The sequence below is a fragment of the Aeromonas sp. QDB11 genome (assembly GCF_027705265.1).
Lineage (GTDB): Bacteria > Pseudomonadota > Gammaproteobacteria > Enterobacterales > Aeromonadaceae > Aeromonas > Aeromonas allosaccharophila.
The window spans coordinates 1-18688 of record NZ_JAPDBM010000080.1; the positions used below are offsets into that span (position 1 = coordinate 1).

The window sequence follows — 18688 nt, forward strand, 5'->3', positions numbered from 1 at the left end:
ATCCACGTCGGCGGGGGCACTCTCTGAGCCCTAGATTTGGCGTGGCGGAATTTTCGGCGGTTTGGGCTTACACCCCCTGCATCTGCTTCCGCAGAGTGGCAAACGATCCGCGCACCCCGCCAGTGGAGGGCTTGCCCAGCAGCCGCAGAAACTCGCTTGCGCTGCTGCCGATGGCAATTTCACGCTCTTTGGTACGCACGGCCTGCGTGGAGATCCACGCCAGCGCCAAGCGTGGCAAAGGGCCATATGGGACGGGCTGCTGCACCGGCCCTTTGCCCTCATCCAGCCACCCCGCCTGAACGTTGATCCACGCCGCGCCGGATTGGCGCATGAACTCGCGGCCATCGAACTTGGAGCGCGGCAGGCCGACTTGGCACAGCACCGAATGGGTAAAGGCCATGTCCTCACCATCAGGCGGCGTGCTCATAATCTCCGCCGATGCCTCAATCAGCTTGAGGTCGGATTGCGTCAGGATGCCCGGCTGTTTGCGCTTGGGCTTTTCGGCAGTGACGGCAACAGACACACCGGCGGCAAGCTGGGCCATGACGCGCTGCCGCTCGGCCTGCGCCTTCTCGCGCTTCGCGGTGGCTTCGTCGATCTGCGCCCGGACTCCCGTAACCTGTGGGCTATCGACACCGTGCTCTATGGCTACGCTGGCAAGCGACCGGCGCAACTCAATGAGAGCTTCATCAAGCTGGGCGATGAGAACATCGAACGCTGATACCCAAATCTCTTGATCGTTGGTGGCCATAGCCCCATCCCCTCTTTATCGTTCCTCGCCCTCGATGCGTAGCCCGCTCTGGAGCATCTGCATCACAGCCAGATTGATGACAGCCGCCCGGCTCTGCCCAATTTGGCCCGCCAGTTCATCGACACGATCCAGCAGCGGCTCGGCAATGGTCAGCGTGATTTGCACCTTGCGGCCCTTGCGCACTCGGCGCGGAGCTTCCGGGGTGGCTGCGGCAGCATCCGGCGCACCGGAAATGAAGGCATCCGCCGCCGCTGCGGTAGCGTCTTGCGCGGGCTTCGTCGGTTTCTTTGTAATCGCCATTGAATCTATCTCCACGCCTAAAGCATATTGATTTAATATTAAAACAATGCGCTGATAAGTGCATCAAGTTCCGCGCTTGCTTTGCCGTCTTGCGGCTTGATTTCAAGCACACACTGCCCTGCCCCTGCGGCGTTGGAAAACGCCTTGCGGCGGCGTAGCGGGGTCGGCAGGTACTCGAACTGGGGCACTTCGGCCACGGCGGCGGCGGCCTCTGCGTTGTCGGTGGAGTGCTCGCCCGGATCGGCGCAGTTGAGGACAGCAAAACAGCGCAAACCGTCGCGCACACTGCGGGCCTCATCGACCAGCGCAGCAATGTCGTTGAGCGCCCACACGTCATAGCTGCGCGGCTGGAACGGCACCAGCAGAACGTCAGACAGCACGAGGGCTGCGCGTAGCGCGGTCGAGTCGCGCCCGCCTGCGTCGATCACCACGTCATCGAACTTGGCCGCTTGCTGCTGCACCTGTGCCCGCAGGGTCGGGCCGTCCGGGTAAGTCGCACAGGCAATGCCCGGCGTGTGCCCGGCCTCGGCACGGATGCTGATTGCCGTCTGCGCCGTGCCCTGCCGGTCGCCGTCAATCAGCCACACATCACGCCCGGCCAATGCGCGGGCGATTGCCAGATTCACGGCAATGGTGGTTTTCCCCACGCCGCCCTTTGTGTTTCCAACGGTGATAATCATCGCTTTGTCACCTCAACTTAATATTAAAAACAGTTGCTATTGTAGTGAAAAAAGGATGCTTGTCAATGCTTGCCGCAGGCATAAAAAACCCCGCACGCGGCGGGGTTCGGTGGCAGGGCAGGGGAGGGCTTAGGCGGCCTGGTGGATCTCGTCGGCCACCTGTCGGCACATGGCCAGCATGTCGAGCGTGCCCGCTGCGATGGCCTCAAGGGTCGCATCATCCAGCGCCTGCACGATGCTGGTAGCCCGGCGCTCAAGCTCCTGCCGGGCGATGCGCTCCCAGTCTTGCACGTCCATCAGGGGGGGTATCTCAGAAAACGGAAAATAAAGCACGCTAAGCCGGTGGCAGCGGTCGCAATGGCCTGAACTTCCCCGCACCGACCTTGGCACTGCTGCGCCATAGGTAATCGCCGGTCAGGTTGATATGCTCCCACCCCAGCGGGGACAGATATTGCAGCAACGTATCGTCCAGCGCCTTGCCGTGGGCACGCAAAGCACTGGTGGCACGCTCCAGATAGACCGTGTTCCACAACACGATGGCTGCCGTCACCAAATTGAGGCCGCAGGCCCGGTAGCGCTGCTGCTCAAAACTGCGGTCGCGGATTTCACCCAATCGGTAGAAGAAGACCGCCCTGGCCAGCGCGTTGCGCGCCTCGCCCTTATTCAGCCCCGCATGGACGCGGCGGCGCAGCTCCACGCTTTGCAGCCAATCCAGAATGAACAGCGTGCGCTCGATGCGCCCCAGCTCGCGCAGGGCGACGGCCAAGCCGTTTTGGCGCGGATAGCTGCCGAGCTTGCGCAGCATCAGCGAGGCCGTCACCGTGCCCTGCTTGATCGAAGTGGCCAGCCGTAGGATTTCATCCCAATGAGCGCGAATAGCCTTGATGTTCAGCCTGTCGCTGCTAATCATCGGCTTGAGTGCATCGTAGGCAGTATGGCCAAGCCCTGGATCGTGCCAATGAACAGCGTTGCCGCCGCCTCGTTGTCAAGCGAGGGAGACAACTCGCCGCTGGCCTTGCCTTTCTCGATGAGACGATGCAAACGTTCGCCGTAGCGCTGAATCAAGGTTTGCACCATGCGCTTGGCCGGTGTCGATTCGGCACGCTGAAGCTCACCAAACATCATTCTTGGCACGCCTGGGTGCTCAGCTACGAATTCGATATGACTCATGAACATCGCCTCCATGGCTGCCAAGGGCGACTCGATTCCTTGTGCAGATCGATCGATTCTGGCTAATAGGCGCTCTGCTACCCACTCCATGACCGCCTGCCAAATGGCTTCCTTGTTCGGGAAGTGCCGAAACAGCGCACCCTGGGTCAAGTTCATGTGTTTAGCGATAGCCGCAGTGGTTATCTCGCTTGGGTTTTGTGAACTGGCAAGCGCCACGACGGACTCGACAGTTACGGCACGACGTTCATCGGCCGGCAGATGCTTTGGATGGGTGTCCACGAGCACCCCTGTAAGATAGTAATTAATTACTGTCTTGCCACAAGAGGCAACTCAAACAAGAGAAAACCCGACGTACTCGTCAATATCTAGAGTCTGCAATGGGCTTAACGTGCTTTATTTTCCGTTTTCTGAGACGTCCCCATTGTAGGGGCTCAGATCGATGTAATCGGATAGCCAGGCTAAATCGTAGAGCCGGGGCTCCCATACCTGCACCAGCCAGTGCTCATGCAGGGGGTTCTTGCAGATCAACCCGGAGTAGCCCATATCCGCCCCTAATTTCTCCCGGAGCGCGACCTCGATGGCGGCGGCATACCGCAGAGGGGCTGCATTTCCATCCGGGGCAGTGCGGATCGGCGTATCCAGTCCGTAGATCAGATGCGCGTGGCCGTTGGCCTTGTTCGTGACGGTAATGTTAGGGGCTGGAGCGCCTACGTCATCCCAAGATAACGTAGCGGCGGCATGGTCTACGTCAAAAACGATCCAGTGGCGGTGCGTTGGCCCGTTCGGCTGGATATAACGCGCACCCAAGGCGCGGGCAACGTCCGCAATCCGTAGGCCCGTTGTCAGCTCGTCGGAATAGTAAGGCTTCCGGGGCAGGCGCTCCCGGAACAGCTCAAGCTGTGCTCTGTTGGTCAAAATCCACCGCGCTTATTGGCGGTGCGGGGTTGTTTGGCATGATCCATGTGGTAGACTTCTCTTGTGATTCGTCACGACCCCGTTTGCCTGTGATCGCTCCGCCAAGATTGAGCACAGCAACGGGGTTTGTCCTTTCTGGGCAATACGTTACACACCATCAAACAAGAAATCTATCGCGTCCTTGATGAGCTGACGCGACTCCTGCACACCAGTGACTTCATCCCCAAGCTGCGCCAGCCTCACCGCTGCCATGTCCTGCGTCATCACCAAATACTTATCACCCTCAACGATGATCACCGGATTCAGCCGCTGCGCTGGCCGTCCAGTGAAGGCTACCAGCGGGAACAGTGGGATCACCATCCTGGTGGCCAGCTCGCCAATGATGTCGCTTTGCACATCCAGCAAATAGGGGTAAGCGCGGGCATTGCCCTTGTTGCGGTAGATAGTGAACTGCATCAAAACGCCCTGTAATCGTCGGAGAGCAGGCCGTGCTCCTCGGTGATGCGGTTCAGCGTCTGTATGGCTGCACTGTTCTCACGCTTCCAGCGTTCTGCTTCTGAGCCGCTGATTTCATTCTGTAGCGCGGTTGCAAGGGTGGCTGACAGGTTGATCCCCGCCGCTCTGGCTCGTTCCAACAAGCTGGGCTCCAGCGTGACGCTGACCGTTCTCTTGCTGCGCATTGCTGCTGCGACCATGATGACCTCCAATTAAGCACGTGTCGTGACACGTGCCAACATTAACACATCCCTATTCAAGATCCCAACAAGCGTCTCGGAGCAACCTCAAACCCGGCGGCATCGATCTCAAAGCGGACCACGCCGATGTCCTGCAAATAGGCCTGCAAGGTATCGAGCTTACGAAAGACCCGGAGTTGTTTGCTGCGCTGGGCGGCCAGGGCACGTTCGGCCAGACCGTAGCGCACCAGCAGGCTCCAGCCGCCTGGTTGTCCGACAGCGACCACGACACGGACGGCACCGGCCGCCACCAGTTGTACCAGGGTGGGATGGGTAATGGTTTCCATAGGGGAGATTCCGAGGCAAGGGATAATGCGGCGCAGGATGGGAGATAACGCCCTGCAAAACAAGCCACCTTGCAGGATTACAGGCAGCAAAAAGGGCGTCCGATTTAACGTAACGCCCCCCTTATACGCACTAGCAGATGGGGTTACTGCTTGGGTTGGTACAGTTCAACATACTGGCCAGCCAGTGCCTGCGCCTCTGCCAATACCGCAGGCGATAAACGCTTGGCGAAAAGGTCACGGTTTGTAGCCGCCTCGACATCCCCATTGGCGGCAGACACCGAACTCCAGACGTAAGCTAGGGAAGGTGCGAATAAGTCACCAAAGTCAAAATGATGCTTCTGTAACAAGTTGAACTGAAAGGACAAAAAATTTCTGTTTCATTGTGGAGGGTACTTATTCGCACCCTCCTTAGCGTAAAAACAAAGTTCGCCCAATGCAGAGGCAATCAGGTGTTCACGTTCCGCCAGAATACCTGTTCACGTTCAGCAGAATACGCAAATTGTGGGAATAAACAATTACTCAGGAGTTATATTTAAGTCATAAATCGTTCCAACTCTTAGTTAATGCATATCCGCTCTATCTGGCAGATCATAAAACTGCATTTAACAGCAGAAATGAAGAGAGGCCTTTATGAAACGATTTAAATACCACTCCGCAGATCGTGTCCCGCACAGCGGCATCCAGAACGATCCATACCACGGCGTCGAGAATGACCCGTACCACGGCGTCGAGAATGACCCGTACCACGGCGTCGAGGATGACCCGTACCACGGCGTCGAGGATGACCCGTACCACGGCGTCGAGGATGACCCGTACCACGGCGTCGAGGATGACCCGTACCACGGCGTCGAGGATGACCCGTACCACGGCGTCGAGGATGACCCGTACCACGGCGTCGAGGATGACCCGTACCACGGGATGACAAAAATAGCTGTTCCGAATAGCAGATCATCTATCACAGAGGCTGGGTAGCACTAAGGCTGACCCTCCGCGCCAGGGATGGCGCGGCGGAGCCCCCATGGAAGGGTTTACGGCGCGTCAGCGTGAGCTACCTTGCCGCTGTAGCATAATTAGGAGCGGGTATTTAGAAGTGTCTACCTCGTCATCAACAAATTAGAGGTTTTGATATGTCAAAAGAAACATATGGTCCCTTCAGGTTTCATTATGTTCAGGATCCTGAGACACCAGGACGAATCAAAGTATATGTTGAAGATCAGCCTTCATATGGAAGTCGCGACACGAGCTTGAGTGTTATTCATAGATGGAACGGCAAAAATGGTAGCCCTCCATATATCTGTTTTAAGGAGCATGTTAAACCTGTATCGTTGGCTGAAGCTCAGAGAATGGCTAGAGACTGGGCAGATCGGACTTTAGTCTATATCCGAACTGGTACAACAATATCTCAGCAATTCGCTAGAGAGTGATTTCTTTTTTAGAACTCCGGTAATCTCATCTAATAAAAAGGTATTGTATATGAATGATGACTCACACGATAAATTTGAAAACTCAGCTTCTACAGGTGTGTACACAACTGATGTATTAAATGCAGAGGTTAAGGAGGAAACAAGTACACCCCATTTACTATCGAAGGTTGATTATTACAAAATATCTTCTCGTCCAAATTATCTACAATACAATAATCGTTCGTCTTTCCAACGGAATGACTCTTCTGAAAAGCTGTCTAGACCGCCAAGAACACCACCACCATCGGGGCTGCTTAAATATATGAGAATGACCGCCGATGTTTTTCAGAAAATCAAGGATACGATAGGAAGTCGCCCAGCTGAAACAGGTGGAATGCTTCTTGGCGATCCAGATACATACGAAATTTTTGATTTCGTGATGGACATTAATAGTATGAACTCCTGTACGTCATACCAACCTGACACTTCATACTTGAATGGATTCCTTGACAAGAGCCCATACAAATTCTTGGGAATCGCACATTCTCATCCATTAGGTTTTCGACATTTGTCTAGCCAGGATCAAAAGGCGGCTTGGTCTAATTTAACGTCTCCTGGCAATCCGCATCTTAGAGCATATCTAATGCCCATTGTGCAAACCATTCCCGACCAAGGGAAATTTGAACTAATCCCATACATAGTGACATGTAATATCTCCGGCCAAGGGAGAGTGGATGTCCATAGAGCGAAACTTAGAATCACAAAAGGTATTAAATCATGGATATGAATGAAAAGTATCAGAGGATTATCAACCATGTCAACTTCGAAAATCTTTGGAATACCCGACTCATCTTTGTTGGGACTGGAGCGTCTAGTCACTTGATTGAATGGTTGTGTCGATTGGGTTTCAAAAAGTTTACTCTCATCGATATTGATATCGTTGAACAGAAAAACCTAGCCACTCAAAACTTTACTTTAGAAGATGTTGGCAGTGCCAAAGTCACAGCGCTTGCAAAACGCTTGGAGCAACTACATTTCGAAAAAGACAATCCAAATGTGCCCCAACTTGATGTGGTCACATATCACCAAGACTTTTTGAGTATGTCTGATGATGAGGTAATGCAGGGTGACGAGCAAAAAGTACTTATCTTGGCCTCTGATTATCATCCTGTTCAAGCAAAAGGATCACGGTTATCAATTAAATACGATATTCCATCATTTTGGGTCGGAATTTACAGGGAAGGAATGGCAGGGGAAATCGTCTTCTACGACACCGCTGATGGTGATTTGCCTTGTTATAGATGCATCACTCAAAGTCGGTATTCTTCTTTTGATTCGAACTGGAAGAAACCTAAAGCAGGCTTGGGCAGATCATCTGGCCTTCCGATGGCGGCGACCTTAATTGATAGTGTACTTGGCCATCTGATTGTTGGTGCAGTCCATGTTGACGATCCAGATAATCAGCACGGACGATTATATAAACGATTACGTTGTGAAGGTAAAAATTTGATTCAAATGCAGTTTTCACCAGAGTACCGCTTAGGGACTGAAGATATTTTCAGTCAAATCTATGGTAAAGATGTTGTGACTTTTAACACGCTATTTCAATCTGAACTGAAAAACCATGATTGCCCAGATTGCCAGCATTTCAAAAATAATATGCACACAACTTCAACCGACTACACACGATACCTATAGGATGCTTAATAAATGTCTATACTCAAACGAATACTCCGAAATAGGACCTGTACTGCATCTCGCAGGTGTTCCTTAGCAGATATTATGCAAAACATTTCAGATGAATATTTAATATTCATCCATCGAATACCAAAAGACGCTTACATTAAGCGAGGACCCAATGGTGAATATAAAGGATTTATTGCGAAAATACGAAAATAAATGATTAGTATCTGGATACCGCATGGATGCCTTCACAGCTCTTACCTACATTGTTGGATGACTGACTCTTATACACAAGTAGCGTCCTGAACGGAACCAGGGCGTGGTGGATAAACGCGGTAAACGTAAAAATCGACCCGCCCGCAAGGCGAGCTTGAGCCTGCGCAGTGGGCGCATCACGCTAAAACAGGGGAATATCACGCTCAATGCGGTGTTGGCCGAGGAGATTAACCCGCCCAAGGGTGAGACCCCGTTGAAATGGTTGTTGCTGACCAGTGAACCCGTCGAGTCGCTAGCCCAAGCCCTGCGGGTCATCGACATTTACACCCATCGCTGGCGGATCGAGGAGTTCCATAAGGCATGGAAAACCGGAGCTGGAGCCGAGAGGCAACGCATGGAGGAGCCGGATAATCTGGAGCGGATGGTCTCGATCCTCTCGTTTGTCGCGGTCAGGCTGTTACAGCTCAGAGAAAGCTTCACGCTGCCGCAAGCACTCAGGGCGCAAGGGCTGCTAAAGGAAGCGGAACACGTAGAAAGCCAGTCCGCAGAAACGGTGCTGACTCAGGATGAATGTCAGCTACTGGGCTATCTGGACAAGGGAAAACGCAAGCGCAAAGAGAAAGCAGGTAGCTTGCAGTGGGCTTACATGGCGATAGCCAGACTGGGCGGTTTTATGGACAGCAAGCGAACCGGAATTGCCAGCTGGGGCGCCCTCTGGGAAGGTTGGGAAGCCCTGCAAAGTAAACTGGATGGCTTTCTTGCCGCCAAGGATTTGATGGCACAGGGGATCAAGATCTGATCAATAGACAGGTTGGATGACGACGGCATATATTATGGCTCGGAATCGACGTTGTACCGGGTATTAAAAAAGCAAGGCGGCGAAGACTTGTGGCAAAAATAGCAGCACTACCAACGATTTATACCGCGACAGGGTCGAGGTCAAGTGTTTTGCGGGGATATTACTTTTTGCTTAAATTATTGATCCGAACCTACTTTATAAGATGAGTTGTCACGATATATACTACAGGAAAACCCTATATGAATATTATTTCTGCAAATATTTCGTTAACAAATGGTGAGGTTATTTCTTATGATGACCAAACTAAAGACCTGACATACCAAGGAAAATCACTGACTTTTGGTGCAACCAATGCCTGCAAAATATTTGAAACCATCTTGTATAACGATAGAAAGTTTACAAGCAAAGAGTTCATTAATGACATGTTTGCAGGCGAAGATGAAACCAGAGCAGCCACAGAGATTGGCAAGCTCAGAAAGATGATTAGCGATAAATTGAACCTGACAACTCAAGTGATCATGGCCACCAGAGGAAGAGGTTATCGCATCAACGGAAGCATAGCATTTAAAACCATAACCGATGACATAGCGGAACATTACAAAAAAGTTCAAATTTATGAACGAATAGGTCATGACAACATTGCAAGTTTAATAAGTGCTTTAGTAGCAACTTACCCAAAGCTGGATAAATTTTTCTATCAGACAGAATCGGGCCAATATCTGCCATTTTTCAAAATGCCCGTTACGCCCTCATTCCCGCTCACGATCGATAACAGCCTTCCTTCGGAGCTGCCGTTACGGGACGATCCCATTTACACACAGAGACGCAGTCTGGGAAAGAAAATTTATCCAGGTTTAATCTTTCGTTTAACTCAAGCTTCAGCTGATACCGGCTGGCATTTAGCCAGAACAAACTACACCCACATAATTGAGTCCTGCGACTACCTACAGGCCAGAATCTTTGGTAGCTGGGGCAAGTTAATATCTGAGGATAGCTTCGATAAGGAAATGCAGGAACAGAATTTCCTGAAAAACTCCCCCTATATTAAAGAGTGGTTAGGCAGAATAGATAAAATAATTGATGGTGATTTTACTCACTACTTGGCTGGCATTGCTTTTAATACACCAATTTTTTGCATTGATCCCGCTGGTTCAATTAAGCTTTTACTGGCTGAAGGTTCTGAATTAAAACAAGCCTCTGGCGGAAAATACCACGTTTGCCCAGCTGGCATGCTTGAGTTCAGCAAGGCTGATAAAGAAGCAACAGAGCTGCCATTGGTAGCATTTCAAACCTATGCCGCTAAAGAATGCCTTGAAGAAACCATGCGTTACATTGTAACAAATGATATAGACCGCATAATTAAAACATTTGATAATGCAGGAGATAAAGAGGAAGGTGACGTCTTTTCTGCTCAAACAATCAGATATCTGATTGAAAATGATTTATTAAAGAATCTACCAGCAAACGTATCACCTACTGTGCTGCAAGAATGCCTGTCTTTAGACCCTACAACGCAACCTGTGTTTGCCATTTGTGATGCTTTCGTGTTGCGTCCAGAAATAATAATGCCGTTATATATTTATGAGAAACCTGAAGTTGTTACAAACTGGGAAAATGAAAAAATTACTGAATTAACGCTCTCTAACCTGGATGAAGTCACCAGCCTTGCAAATGACCAACATAAATGGGCAGCACCAGGAATTGCAGCTGCCTACCTGAGCGCAAAACATTGGTTTGAAACTAAAAAGTAGATTATACCTATTTTGAAGTGAATTAGGGAGGGTGCGAATAAGTACCCTCCACAATGAAACAGAAATTTTTTGTCCTTTCAGTTCAACTTGTTACAGAAGCATCATTTTGACTTTGGTGACTTATTCGCACCTTCCCTAAGGGAGTTGCCTCCGACATCAATACCCCCTTTCGGGTTCCGGTCAGTACTGACACTATGATCGTATATACGTAGCTGACACGAAGCAAACTTTTTTTTGCTAACGCAAAATGGACTGCACAAAACAGGCAATATGTTAAATAGGCACTTTTGCGCATGCGCAAAACCCTCTTCACTCCCAGGCGGAGGCGAACCGTCGATTTTCGCATGCGAAATCCCACTGAACGGCCTCCAAAACACCTGAAAGTTTGTGACGTTTTCAGGCGGATTTTAGTGGCTAAAATCCGCCTCTCTTGGTTCGTTCGTTTTGATACCCGAACGCCGCATTTCAGCCCATTTGGTGCCGCGCCCTAATGGCTCCGCCGAAGGCGGGGCGGTTCAGGCGTGGCCGGAGCGGGCGCAGCACGCGCCAGCTCTTGGGGCGGGGGGGGATCAACTGGCTGGTGCGCTAGCGCGGCCTCGATCGCCTGCTGTATAGCCTGCTCTCGCACCTCCAGGGCGACAGCCCTGGAGGCGTTATCCGCCGCCTCCGCGGCGGCTTGGGCCTGTAGAACTGCGGCCTGCAAGCCGCGCCGCTCTGTGCTGAGCTCTTGGTCGTTGTTCGCGCTCAACGCCATCCTGTTGTTCAATTTTTTGTTGCCGCATCTGGCCGGCAGTCTCGACCCGCTGTGGTTCTACGCGTCGACGCTGGCCGGCGCGCTGCTGGCCAGCCTGCTGCGTGGGGTGGCACCGGGTCGGCCGGGACGGATCAGGCCGGCCTGGGGCATCGCCGGTGCGTTGCTGGCGGCCTGGCATCACGGCATGATTGCGCCGGTGCCGCTGGTCAAGCGGGATATGGCCGTCGGCCACGACTTCGTACAAACCGGTGGACGCTTTCTCCTGCAGGTGGAGCGGGCGCCCTGGTGGCAGTTCTGGCGCGATCATTCAGCCACGGTGCAGGTTGCCGAGGGGGCGCGTCTGTACGGCGTGACCGCCGTATTTGCCCCGTTGGGAGTGGCCGCAGAACTTGAGCATCGCTGGGAGTTTCGTGAAGTCGGCGGATGGCGGCAGGTTTACCGCGACCGCTTTCGCAGCACCGGTGGGCGGGAGCGCGGCTTTCGCGGGTATTCGTGGGTGCTCGATCCAAAACCGGGGGAATGGCGTTTTACCGTCGCCACCGGCGACGGACGGACCATCGGCATACTGCAAGTGCAGGTGCGCCGCGGGGCGCCGCAGCTGGAGTCCTTGCTGGAACGGGAGTTCTGATGTTTCGTTTTGTCTTCGGGGTGTAACATTTTCTTCATGATTTTGCGTTACGCTCCTCCTCCGATCATTTGTTGGAAACTCCGATGGTTGTAAGAAAGACCGCCGCAAGTGCACCTTCTGTGCCGGCTCAGCCGGCTGTCGCCGCGCCGGCACGGCGTGCCGGAAAAACCGCGGCGACCCGCAACACGCCGGAGGCGAAGCCAGCCGCGACGACGACGGCTTCCTTGCCTGAATCCACGCATCTGGTGGCAGGGGCGGGTGGCAAAAGGCGCAAGAAACTGGCCAAGGCGTTTGCGCGTCCGCTCGACAAGATCCTGAAGAACAAGTCTGCGCCGGTCGACGTGCGCTGCACGTTCCCTGCCGGCGAGTACGAGCAACTGGTCAGAATCAAGAGGCAACTGGCTGAACGAGGCATCAAGGTCAGGAAACGCGATTTATTGCGCGCGGGACTGATGCTTCTCTCGGTTCAGTCGGACGAAGATTTGCAGCGTTTGCTGACCGGCCTTTCCGCACTGCGCTGATTTTCTCTCTGTGCCTTCAGCGGGTAGCAGGCTTCTCCAGATTATTGTTTCAGATCGTCCGACCGACCTTATGTGTCCTTCAGGATAAATGCTTTCATCTTCAGGTCATATTGAACCCAATGCACGAGGATCCAATCTTCCACTTTTGATAAGACATGTTCGTGATTGGCGGAGGAGTCTTTCATGAAGTCAGCGAGCAGGGAGGCGTGTTTCCTCATGATCTGCTGATGTGATCTTATGTGATTCCTTACGTCGACATCGGGCATTCCAAATTTCTTGAAGAATTCTTCTTCATGCTCAAAATGCGTACTGAGCTGTTGACCAATTGCATTCAATACAGTGCTGAAACCCTCGCTTTTATCAGCAACAGGAGATGCAACCTGGAGTCTATGCAAAAGGTTCAGCAGACTTTCGTGCTCGTCGTCAATGGAAGGTTCTCCAATCCGTAGCGATGCCAATCTGATTTCAGAATCCAGGACGCCGTTGTCAGGATTCTTCCCGGAGATAAATTCTTTCCATGACGCGATAGTGCTTTCAAATTCTGCAACAGGCAATGGTCGACCATAGTAATAGCCTTGATACTGATAGCAGCCCAGTTTGGCTAGGAAGTCGCGGTGTTCCTCCGTCTCAACGCCTTCTGCGATGACCGCAAGCCCGAGACTGCTGCCCAGTGCAATGATCATTTTGGCAATCGCGACATCATCGGCATCATCGAAAAGCTGCTTGATAAACAGTTTGTCTATTTTTAGTTCGCACAACGGGAGGCGTTTCAAATAGGATAAGGACGAATATCCGGTTCCGAAATCGTCAAGCGAGAAGCCGATTCCTTTTTCCCGTAGAGAGAGCATTTTGGCGATAATGCCTTCCGTGTCTTCAATGAGAAGACTTTCGGTCAGTTCCAGTTTGAGACGACTGGCATCAATGTCTTCTTTTCCTACGTATTCAAGTATTTTTTCGACGAAGTTCTTTTCCAGCAATTGCTTGGCGCTGACATTGACAGAAATTGTCGTCGCCGCCGTTTGCTGACGATTTGCCCAAAGACGAAGTTGACGACAAGCCGATCCGATAACCCAATAGCCGATTTCGACAATGAGGCCGGAATCTTCCGCTACCGCGATGAAATCACCCGGGAAGAGAAGCCCTCTTTGTGGATGATGCCAGCGGATTAAAGCCTCTGCTCCTCTGAGTCGGCCCTGATAATCGACCTGCATTTGATAATGAAGAACGAATTCATCTCTGGTGAGCGCTTGGCGCAATTCTTTCTCAAGCGCCACACGTTGCACTACGGCCACCTGCATTTCCCCGTCAAAGAAGCGAAAAGTTTTCCGCCCGGCACTCTTGGCCTGGTAAAGCGCAAGGTCGGCGTGCTTGAGGATATCTTCAACGCTGAGCTCGTTCTTGACATTGGCATCAAAAAGAGTGATTCCGACACTTGCGCTGCTATGGCAATCGTGCGAGCTGCAACGATAGGGGTGACTGAGCACACCGATGATTTTCTCGGCGACAATTCTTGCGTGGTCGGCGGCTTCGTGCCCGTCCTGTGCGAGGCCGTCCAGGAGGGCGACAAATTCGTCGCCACCCAGGCGGGCGATTGTGTCATTCTCGCGCACGCAGTTCCTGAGCCGATTGGCTGCTTGAACCAGAAGTTGATCACCGATATCGTGGCCCAAAGTGTCGTTAATCATTTTGAAGTTGTCGAGGTCGATAAATAGCAAGGCGCCGGTACTCTGGCTACGATGAACCGAACTCAAGGCCTGACTTAACCTGTCAAGGAGCAGGCGCCTGTTGGCCAGGTTGGTGAGCGGATCATAGAACGCCAGCGTGTTCAACTGCTCCTCAGCCGTTTTGCGCTTGGATATGTCCTCAATTGCCCATAGGCCACCTCCCGCGCGACATTCCAGGTCCAATACACAGCCGCGGATTTCAGCCCAAAAATGAGAACTGTCGTGGCGCTTGAGCAGTAATTCTTGTTCATATGAACGATTGGAACGTGTGGCGTCGACGAGTCCGTCACGGGTTGCCTGATACTGGGTCGATGACAAAAAGAGCGACGTAAGTGGCAGGCCAACCATTTCGCCATCCGCATAGCCAAAAATCTGTTCGGCGCGTGCGTTGGCCAACCGGATTAGGTCATCGCACACAAAAATGACCCCAACCTGAATATTGCTGAGGATTGTTCTTTGCTCGATGAAGGAGTGACTCAAGTTGATCCGCATCTGGTTCATCTGATGTGCCAACTGACCGATTTCGTCCATGTGGTCCATCTGCAATGATGATTCCAGATTGCCGTTAGCGAGTTGGTCCGAGAATGTCGTGAGCACTTTCAACGGCGCCAGAATCCAGTAGTGCACAGACGCCAGGATCAGGAAAAACGCCAGCACACATTGACCCAGGAGAATCAATGCGTAGTTGTATTGCTCACGTCGGAATTTGGACATGGCGGGACCATCGTACTGATCAATCTCGACAAAACCAATTTTCTCGCTGTTAAGCACAAGGTCGTGCCGGGCATTTCTCACCCTGCCGATTTGACGACTGGCATCTTCTACGGTTAGAAATCGACTTTGGATGTTGCTGGTGACGGAAATTGCAATCCGGGCGATCTGGGGGTCGAGCATTGCCGAATTGACTATGGCTTGTGCGGCATTCAGATCGTAGTTCCAGACGGGATTTTTCAGACTGTCGGCCAGAAGTACTATCTTGTCCTGAAGGCTCCGGTTCAGTTCCTGATTGACACGTCCCTGATCGACGTGGTTAAGAATCAGGCCGCCAACCAGAGCGGGGAGCAGCATGCCGGCACAGGTTGCAAGCAGGATGACCGTTCTCAGGTTCTCTCGCCGCATCAGTTTGTGCAGATGCATGACGATGGAAATTTTTTGGTTCAGAAAACTCTGGCGTGTCTGATTACCCGTCATGTGTCAGTCTCCATGCATGACACTGCGCCGCCTGTCTGGCCCGGAAGAAGGCAGGCATGTCATGGCTTCAGCAAAGACTGAATTTCTGGCCGCGACAGATTCCCGAGCGTTACCATCTCCGTGCCGGTGTGGATGTTTACATCCTTGACGGGTGCTTTGCGAGCCGCAGCGATGGCTGCTTTCACGGCGAGGTATCCCATTTGCCGGGGATTTTGCACAATCAAGCCGTCGATGGCTTTGTTTCGCAGACCGTCCAAAAGATAATCAGTCAAATCAAATCCGATCAGCCGAATTTTCCCGGCCAGACCCGATTCGCGCAGTGCCCTGAGCATTCCATCGCTGGATGACTCATTGACAGCGAAAATCCCGTCAATGTGTAGTGGTTCTTTCAAAAGTTTGAGTGCTGAACGGAGCGATCTTCCCCGTGATCCGCCACCGTAGATGTCGGCAACCACTTTGAGCTTCGAGGACTCCTCTTTCAGGTAAGCCAAAAATCCTTCGCCGCGTTCGTCTGTCGACGCGCTACCCTTCACCGTGCGATAAAGGACCACGTTGCCGCGACCGCCCAGTAATTCAGATAAATGTTTTGCAGCGAGTTTCCCGGCGGAATAATTGTCCGTGGCAATGAAATTTTGGTAGATGCGAGCTGAAATTCCTGAATCCACGACAATGATCGGAATTCCCTTTTCTGCCGCTTTCTTGACTGCGGGGACTAGCCTGACCCCATCTGTCGGTGCGACTACTATCGCGTCAACATCAGAAGCCGTGTAAGCCTCGACAATGGCGATTTGCGATTCTGTATCGTCGTTGTACGCCGGGCCGCGCCATGTGAGCCGCACATTTCCGCTTTCGGCAACGGCACGATCAACTCCTTTGCGCATGAATTTCCAGAAATCCTGGTCGCCGGCTTTAGGAATGAATACGATATTAAGCGTTCTCTCCTCGGAAAATGCCGATTGTGTGGAGAGCACCAGCAAGGCAACAAGAATCGCGACGAATCTTTTCATGGTGCTTTCCCTTTTCCGTCCAGAATTATTTCTGAGGCTATCTTTTGAGCGTGGATCAAGCAGCATCTTCGGATCAAGCGTTTCTACGGTACGTCGGAGAATGCGGTCAAGACGCAAATCTGGATCGCGGTATCGGTCTATGTCCTCGTCGCCATCGTCAAGAAGCGCCTCAATCTCGACGCTTCGCTCTACACTTTGCTACAGATATTGTCAGTCACTCTTTTCGAGAAGATGCCCTTGCAGCAACTCCAGTTCCGACAACATCACCATCAACAACCAATTGAATCTGTTCGCGTTTTAACCGGACAGCTGTGTGTGAGTATAAATATAGACTAATTTTTTCTTCGTGAAAAGCGGCTACCGGCGACGAAGTCGACCGCAATCGACAACGTCTTCTTCGCCGCGTCAAACGCCACTCCATTGATGTACCACGGGGAGGCAATACCCAGGGCGGCTTCAAACAGTTTGGCGGTCATGTCGTGGTCTCTCATGTTTCACAGGGGCGCACATCGTACCCGCGTGTTCGGTCCGGCAATCACCGCATTCGTCTCCATGGCTGGATGCACAACCCCGCGGCATCCAGCCATGGACCAGCGTATCGCCCGATTCCGCGCGTCAAGGGTCCGCTTCGCCGGGCTTCGCCCGCCCTTGACCCCCAGCCTCGCAATGCTCTCAACTTAACGCTCCCTTATAGGACATATGCAAATGTGGCTTGCTTCGGGGCGGTCGTGGGTAGCTTCTGCCTGGCTGGATGCGGCATCGACTGCGGCCCATGGCGGCCAGGGTATCGGGCAATGCCGCCCATGCCTGAGCGATGCCGAGCAGGCACCCGGCGAGGATGGGCTTGAGTGCGCCGAATGCGTAGGTGCGATTCGGGCGGGAGCCGGTCTGGATGGCGTCGTCGGTGCCGCTGCCGCTGAGCAGTGCGCACAGGTTGTCGGCCAGGATCTTGGCGGCGAAGTCCTGCTGCAGGGCGAGGTAGTTCAACCCCGTCGTGGCCTCGAGGCGCAGACGATGCTTGATGCGCTTGAAGGCCTCCTCGACGCGCCAGCGCTGGTGATAGAGCGCGCTGAACTGCGCGGCCGGATACGACTGGGCATCGAGCAGGTTGGTCATCAGGACGCGGATCTGGCCGTTCGGAGCGATGTTGCGGATCAGGCGCACGGTGGTGGCGGTGCGGGCCAGATCGAACGTGCTGGCATCGCGTGCGGTGGGCGGCGACAGTGTGACCACGCGCTCGGCCTCGTTCGAGCGTCGGAAGTCGGCGACGCAACGCCAGCCGCTGGCATCGACGCGCAGACAGAAGGCCATGCCGTGTTGCGCCAGCGTCGCCGCCATGGTGTTGCCGACGTAACCTCGGTCGAGCACGAGCAGATCCTGCGCCGGATCGAGTGCGTCGAGCGCCTCGAACAGCATCTGCCGCTCCGAGCCGTCGGCCGGATGCAGACTGGCGTGCAGCGTGAGTTCGGTGCCCGGCAGAAACAAGGCAAACGCGTAGTGGTCCGCCGTCAGTGCGGCCGTCTTGCGTGTCGACACACGCAGGCGCGACGCATCAGCCGCCACCACGCGGCGGCCATTCCAGCGTGCCGCCTCTATGTGCGGGCGCGCCAGGTGCAGCAGGTGCGCACTGGCCAATTCGAACAGCCGGCCCGAAAACCCCTGGCGGGCCTTGCTGAAGGCCTGTGCGCTGACCTCGCGGATCCGCCCGGGCACCGCATGCAGGCGACCGAAAAAGGCGTCGAGTTCGGCTTGAACGCTCGCGCACATGCCCGAGATCATCATGGCCGCCAGGCGCGGCAGGGTGAGCTTGCGATCGCGGGTGAAGGCCCCAGGCCGAAGACGTACCTGCTCGGCCAGCGCGGGGTCGAGCAGAAAGTCAGCGAACTCGGACAGCAGCGACTCGTGGTCGAGTATTCGAGTTCATATTGTCTATTTATCAATGACTTAACGAACGCCATTTTACCCGTTTCCCATAGGGTTCACAAGGGCTATAAGCTAAAGTTGAGAGCATTGAGCAGGCACGGTGCAGGCTTTCCGGGTCGGCACGTTCCAAGGCCTCAGCGATAGCGCCTGACAGAAAGCGCGAATTCGCCGGATAGGGGGAACCGCAGAATTCGGAAAAAATCGTACGCTAAGCTAAGGAAGGTCTGAAAAAGCCCCCGCTCGAGAAATGC

The 18688-nt window shown here is 53.3% G+C and carries 18 protein-coding genes and 4 pseudogenes; 8 read left to right on the plus strand and 14 right to left on the minus strand.

What is annotated here, in order from left to right; genetic code table 11:
• Nucleotides 1–67 precede the first annotated feature (67 nt).
• From OKC40_RS19680 to OKC40_RS19725, 10 genes and pseudogenes are all read right to left on the minus strand, one after another.
• Nucleotides 68–751, minus strand: coding sequence for a replication protein RepA (locus tag OKC40_RS19680; RefSeq protein WP_270796687.1), 684 nt, complete (start codon nucleotides 749–751; stop codon nucleotides 68–70).
• Nucleotides 752–766: 15 nt separating this feature from the next.
• A complete protein-coding gene (locus OKC40_RS19685; RefSeq protein ID WP_033147140.1) occupies nucleotides 767–1051 on the minus strand; it encodes a hypothetical protein in 285 nt (94 codons plus the stop codon).
• 38 nt (nucleotides 1052–1089) lie between these two features.
• Nucleotides 1090–1731 (minus strand): AAA family ATPase, encoded by a 642-nt coding sequence (locus OKC40_RS19690; protein ID WP_033147139.1) that lies wholly within the window; start codon nucleotides 1729–1731, stop codon nucleotides 1090–1092.
• A 129-nt stretch (nucleotides 1732–1860) separates the two neighbouring features.
• Nucleotides 1861–2028 carry a hypothetical protein gene (locus OKC40_RS19695; RefSeq protein ID WP_270796690.1) on the minus strand — a complete coding sequence of 56 codons (168 nt, stop codon included), beginning with the start codon at nucleotides 2026–2028 and terminating at the stop codon, nucleotides 1861–1863.
• A gap of 37 nt (nucleotides 2029–2065) precedes the next feature.
• Nucleotides 2066–2671: pseudogene (locus tag OKC40_RS19700) on the minus strand (Tn3 family transposase); the annotation flags it as partial.
• Entirely contained in the window at nucleotides 2638–3186 is a 549-nt protein-coding gene (locus OKC40_RS19705) for a TetR/AcrR family transcriptional regulator (RefSeq protein ID WP_442865594.1), read from the minus strand. The pseudogene OKC40_RS19700 and the gene OKC40_RS19705, both read right to left, overlap by 34 nt.
• Before the next feature lie 108 nt (nucleotides 3187–3294).
• Nucleotides 3295–3816, minus strand: a complete 522-nt coding sequence (locus OKC40_RS19710) for a replication initiation protein (protein WP_270796692.1) — start codon at nucleotides 3814–3816, stop codon at nucleotides 3295–3297.
• A gap of 147 nt (nucleotides 3817–3963) precedes the next feature.
• A complete protein-coding gene (locus OKC40_RS19715; RefSeq protein ID WP_134997959.1) occupies nucleotides 3964–4272 on the minus strand; it encodes a CcdB family protein in 309 nt (102 codons plus the stop codon).
• On the minus strand, nucleotides 4272–4511 hold the full coding sequence (locus OKC40_RS19720; protein ID WP_134997958.1) for a type II toxin-antitoxin system CcdA family antitoxin: 240 nt from the start codon (nucleotides 4509–4511) through the stop codon (nucleotides 4272–4274). The genes OKC40_RS19715 and OKC40_RS19720 overlap by 1 nt, the downstream gene beginning before the upstream one ends.
• Nucleotides 4512–4567: 56 nt before the next feature.
• Nucleotides 4568–4837: a hypothetical protein gene (locus OKC40_RS19725; RefSeq protein WP_270796694.1), complete on the minus strand. Its 270-nt coding sequence runs from the start codon at nucleotides 4835–4837 to the stop codon at nucleotides 4568–4570.
• A gap of 630 nt (nucleotides 4838–5467) precedes the next feature.
• Here OKC40_RS19725 and OKC40_RS19730 point away from each other — a divergent pair.
• The 7 genes and pseudogenes from OKC40_RS19730 to OKC40_RS19760 all read left to right on the plus strand — a co-directional run bounded on the left by OKC40_RS19730 (nucleotide 5468) and on the right by OKC40_RS19760 (nucleotide 12592).
• Nucleotides 5468–5809, plus strand: a complete 342-nt coding sequence (locus OKC40_RS19730; RefSeq protein ID WP_270796695.1) for a hypothetical protein — start codon at nucleotides 5468–5470, stop codon at nucleotides 5807–5809.
• 501 nt (nucleotides 5810–6310) lie between these two features.
• Nucleotides 6311–7027 carry a Mov34/MPN/PAD-1 family protein gene (locus OKC40_RS19735; protein ID WP_270796696.1) on the plus strand — a complete coding sequence of 239 codons (717 nt, stop codon included), beginning with the start codon at nucleotides 6311–6313 and terminating at the stop codon, nucleotides 7025–7027.
• Nucleotides 7018–7938, plus strand: coding sequence for a ThiF family adenylyltransferase (locus OKC40_RS19740; RefSeq protein ID WP_270796697.1), 921 nt, complete (start codon nucleotides 7018–7020; stop codon nucleotides 7936–7938). Before OKC40_RS19735 ends, OKC40_RS19740 begins: the two co-directional genes overlap by 10 nt.
• A gap of 298 nt (nucleotides 7939–8236) precedes the next feature.
• Nucleotides 8237–8938, plus strand: a pseudogene (locus OKC40_RS19745) (IS4-like element ISAeme22 family transposase); the annotation flags it as partial.
• A 239-nt stretch (nucleotides 8939–9177) separates the two neighbouring features.
• Entirely contained in the window at nucleotides 9178–10689 is a 1512-nt protein-coding gene (locus tag OKC40_RS19750) for a hypothetical protein (RefSeq protein ID WP_270796699.1), read from the plus strand.
• Nucleotides 10690–11423: 734 nt separating this feature from the next.
• Nucleotides 11424–12071: a DUF2914 domain-containing protein gene (locus OKC40_RS19755; RefSeq protein ID WP_270796700.1), complete on the plus strand. Its 648-nt coding sequence runs from the start codon at nucleotides 11424–11426 to the stop codon at nucleotides 12069–12071.
• An 83-nt stretch (nucleotides 12072–12154) separates the two neighbouring features.
• Nucleotides 12155–12592 (plus strand): hypothetical protein, encoded by a 438-nt coding sequence (locus OKC40_RS19760; RefSeq protein ID WP_244776905.1) that lies wholly within the window; start codon nucleotides 12155–12157, stop codon nucleotides 12590–12592.
• A 68-nt stretch (nucleotides 12593–12660) separates the two neighbouring features.
• On the opposite strand, the gene OKC40_RS19765 is transcribed toward OKC40_RS19760, so the two are convergent.
• Together OKC40_RS19765 and OKC40_RS19770 are read right to left on the minus strand one after the other, a co-directional pair.
• Nucleotides 12661–15507 carry an EAL domain-containing protein gene (locus OKC40_RS19765; protein WP_270796704.1) on the minus strand — a complete coding sequence of 949 codons (2847 nt, stop codon included), beginning with the start codon at nucleotides 15505–15507 and terminating at the stop codon, nucleotides 12661–12663.
• Nucleotides 15508–15566: 59 nt separating this feature from the next.
• Complete coding sequence (locus OKC40_RS19770; RefSeq protein WP_270796706.1) at nucleotides 15567–16514, minus strand: ABC transporter substrate-binding protein; 948 nt, start codon at nucleotides 16512–16514, stop codon at nucleotides 15567–15569.
• A gap of 51 nt (nucleotides 16515–16565) precedes the next feature.
• On the opposite strand from OKC40_RS19770, the pseudogene OKC40_RS19775 reads away from it, so the two are divergent.
• Nucleotides 16566–16763, plus strand: a pseudogene (locus OKC40_RS19775) (IS4 family transposase); the annotation flags it as partial.
• A 98-nt stretch (nucleotides 16764–16861) separates the two neighbouring features.
• Here the strand turns inward: OKC40_RS19775 and OKC40_RS19780 are convergent.
• Nucleotides 16862–16990: pseudogene (locus OKC40_RS19780) on the minus strand (ISL3 family transposase); the annotation flags it as partial.
• 196 nt (nucleotides 16991–17186) lie between these two features.
• Nucleotides 17187–18428 carry an IS4 family transposase gene (locus OKC40_RS19785; protein ID WP_197228375.1) on the minus strand — a complete coding sequence of 414 codons (1242 nt, stop codon included), beginning with the start codon at nucleotides 18426–18428 and terminating at the stop codon, nucleotides 17187–17189.
• Nucleotides 18429–18688 lie beyond the last annotated feature (260 nt).